We start from the raw sequence: 3,131 nt of genomic DNA on the forward strand, positions 1-3,131 counted from the left end.
GCCGGCAATACGGTCAACTTCGAATTTCTGCAGAAGGACAACGCAGGCATCGCGACCCTGACCGGCACCCAAAGCTTCAGCGGCGGCACCACCCTCAACGGCGGCGAGCTCGCGGTCGCCGGCGCGCTGAGCACGCCGACCGTGGCGATGAACGACGACACCACGTTGACCGTCGACGGCAGTCTGGACGCAGGGGCGGGCATCGCCGCCGCGATCACCGGCAGCGTCGGCGTCAACACGGTGACTATCAACGGTTCGGCTTTGGCCAACGGCAATCTCGGCGCCGGCGAGGACGTGCTCGACGTGGTCGGCACGCTGGACACCTTGGGCGGCACCTTCGCACTGGGCGACGGCGACGACAGCTTCGTCGTCCACGACGGCACCACGGTGCTCGGCACCATCGACGGCGGCGCCGGCCTGGATACGCGCGTCTACGACATCGATCTGACCGCAGACCTGGGTGCGTTGGTCAACTTCGAAGGCGTGACCAAGACCGGCACCGGCACGCTCAACATCATCGGCCCGAGCGCAACCGACTTGCAGGAGGTCAGCGTGCTCGGCGGTACCTTGAATATCGGCCCGGCCGGCAGCGTGGTGGCGACCGCAGGCAGCACACTGGCCACGGTGGTCGGAGCCGGCGCGACCTTGAACGTCGACGGCAGCTTCGGTTGCGGCGCCGCCAACGACACGATGAGCGTGTCGGGCACCGTGTCCGGCAGCGGCAGCATCGACCTGTGCGGCGGCGAAGACGTGCTGACCCTCGGCGACGGCGCCGCGCTCAACGCGGTCATCAGCGGCGGCGGACACGGCAGCGGCGACACGGTGGTGCTCGACAACGCCAACGCCTTCAGCTTCGATGCCGGCAACACGATCAACTTCGAGTTCCTGCAGAAGGACAACGCCGGCGAAGTCACGCTGACCGGCATCCAGAGCTTCAGCGGCGGCACCACGCTCAACGGCGGCATTCTGAGCGTGGCCGGAACCCTGCAAACGCCGACCTTGGCGATGGCCGACGGCACCACGCTCGCGATCGACGGCCGCGTGCAAGGCATGGCCGCGGGCCAGACCGTGTTGACCGGCAGCGCCGGCGTCAACACGGTCGAAGTGGCCGCTGGCGCGAGCTTGCTCGCTTCCGGCGACCTCGGCGACGGCGACGATGCATTCGACCTGGCCGGCACGCTCGACACCGGCAGCGGCACGTTCGCGCTCGGTGCCGGCGACGACCGCTTCATCGTCCACGAAACCACCGCAGCGATCGGCACGGTCGAAGGCGGCCTCGGCAACGACACGCTCGAGGCAAATATCGGAGGCGGCTTCAACGTGCCGCTGGGCAGCATGCTGGGCTTCGAATCGCTGGCTAAGTCCGGTGCCGGTGCGTTGCAGATCAACGGGCCTTCGCAGTTCATCGACGTCGAGGTGATCGGTGGCCTGCTCGAAGTCACCGCCAGCGGCAGCGTGTCCGCGCAGAACACTACGGTCGCCGCCGGCGCGACCCTGAAGGCCACCGGCCTCTACAGCGGCACCGCCGGCAACGACAGCTTCGCGTCGTCGGGCACGGTGATCGGCAACTTCGAATTCGGCGCCGGCAACGACAGCGCCGATTTCCGCGGCGGCGAGCTCAGCGGCCTGACCCGTTTCGACGGCGGCGCCGGCGGCGAGGATCGGGTGAACTTCCACAGCATGACCCTGGACCAGAGCGACGTGGGCGCACTGTCCAACTGGGAGCGCGTCGACCTGCTCACCGGCACTCACCTGACCTTGAACGCACCGCTGAACCTGGCCGGGGGTTTGCTGTCGATCGACGGTACCTCGGAATTGATTGCAATGAGCGGCGCCAACCTGACCGGCAGCGTGGCCAATTCTGGCGTGATCACGGTCGGCGGCGCCCGCTTCGGCATCAGCGGCAACTACACCGGCGGCGGCGCGCTGGCGCTGACGGTATCGCCGGGCAACCAGACCTCGGGCGGTTTGGACATCGGCGGCGACGTCGCCGGCACCACCGCGGTGACCTTTCTCGGCGACGGCAGCGAAACCCCGCAGCAGCCGGCGTCGATCCGGGTGATCTCGGCCCCGAACGACAACGCGGCGACCGCAGGCAGCTTCACCGCGGCCGGCGCGAGCGACGGAGTGGTGCGCTTGAACGGCAGCGTGTTCCCGTGGAGCTTCGACCGCCAGGGCGATGGCTGGTATCTGAACACCGAGGCCAGCAATATCCTGCCGGAAATCGGCGGGTACGCGGTGCTGCCGGACATCGGCCTGGCCGATATCCAGAGCAGCAACCGGCTGTTGTTCGAACGCATGAGCGGCGTACGTGGCGATACGCCGCGCTGCGGCGCGGAGGAGGAGGGCGCACGGCGCGCTTATGCGTCGTTGCGCGGCGATTGCCACGGCCTTTGGGTAGCGGCGAGCGGCAGCGAACTCGAGATGGGCGCCAACCCGGGCTTCGCTTTCAGCGGCGACACGCTCGGCTTGTACCTGGGCATGGACGTGCTGTTGCAGGACCGCGAGACGCGCAGCTTCCGCGGCGGCGTATTCCTGGGCTACCAACACGGCAACTACTGGGCCGACGGCGCCAATTCGACCGATCTGCAAGGCATCGGCCAGGCCCATGTGCGCGTCGATACGCCGATGGTCGGCATGTACGGTAGCGTCAGTTGGCAGGGCGGCAGCTACCTGGACATGACCCTGGTCGGGCAACGGCCGGAGGCCCGCGTCGCGGTGGCCGACGGTTTCAACCAAGACATCGGCGGCAGCAGCGTGACCGCAAGCGCACAGTTCGGCCATCGCTTTCACTTGAGCAACGGCTGGACCCTCGAGCCGCAAGTGAACCTGAGCGCCAGTGCCATGCAGTGGCAGGACCAGCGCGATGCGAGCGGCAAGCAACTGGTGATGGACGACGACCTGCTGGGCACGGTGCGCGCCGCGGTGCGTGCCGAGAAGCGTTTCGAGACGGCCGGCGGCGCACGCATCCGCCCGTGGGCGACGCTCGGCCTGCAGGACACCCTGGGCGAGAAGGACAACGCCTTGCTGGTGGTGCCGATCGGCTCCGGCACGCAACCGCAAGCGTTTCCGAACCACGAGCTGGGCCTGATGGCGACCGTCGACGTCGGCGTGGAAGCCGAGTTGAACGA

The 3,131-nt window shown here is 68.2% G+C and carries 1 protein-coding gene; it reads left to right on the forward strand.

All coding sequences use genetic code 11. The features are described from left to right. Nucleotides 1-3,131, forward strand: a 3,131-nt coding sequence (locus tag ACTJJK_RS23145; protein ID WP_440731363.1) for an autotransporter domain-containing protein, incomplete at both ends; no start/stop codon positions are given.

Origin of the sequence: Lysobacter sp. 22409, assembly GCF_052045105.1 — a bacterium.
Classification (GTDB): Bacteria; Pseudomonadota; Gammaproteobacteria; order Xanthomonadales; family Xanthomonadaceae; genus Lysobacter; species Lysobacter antibioticus_B.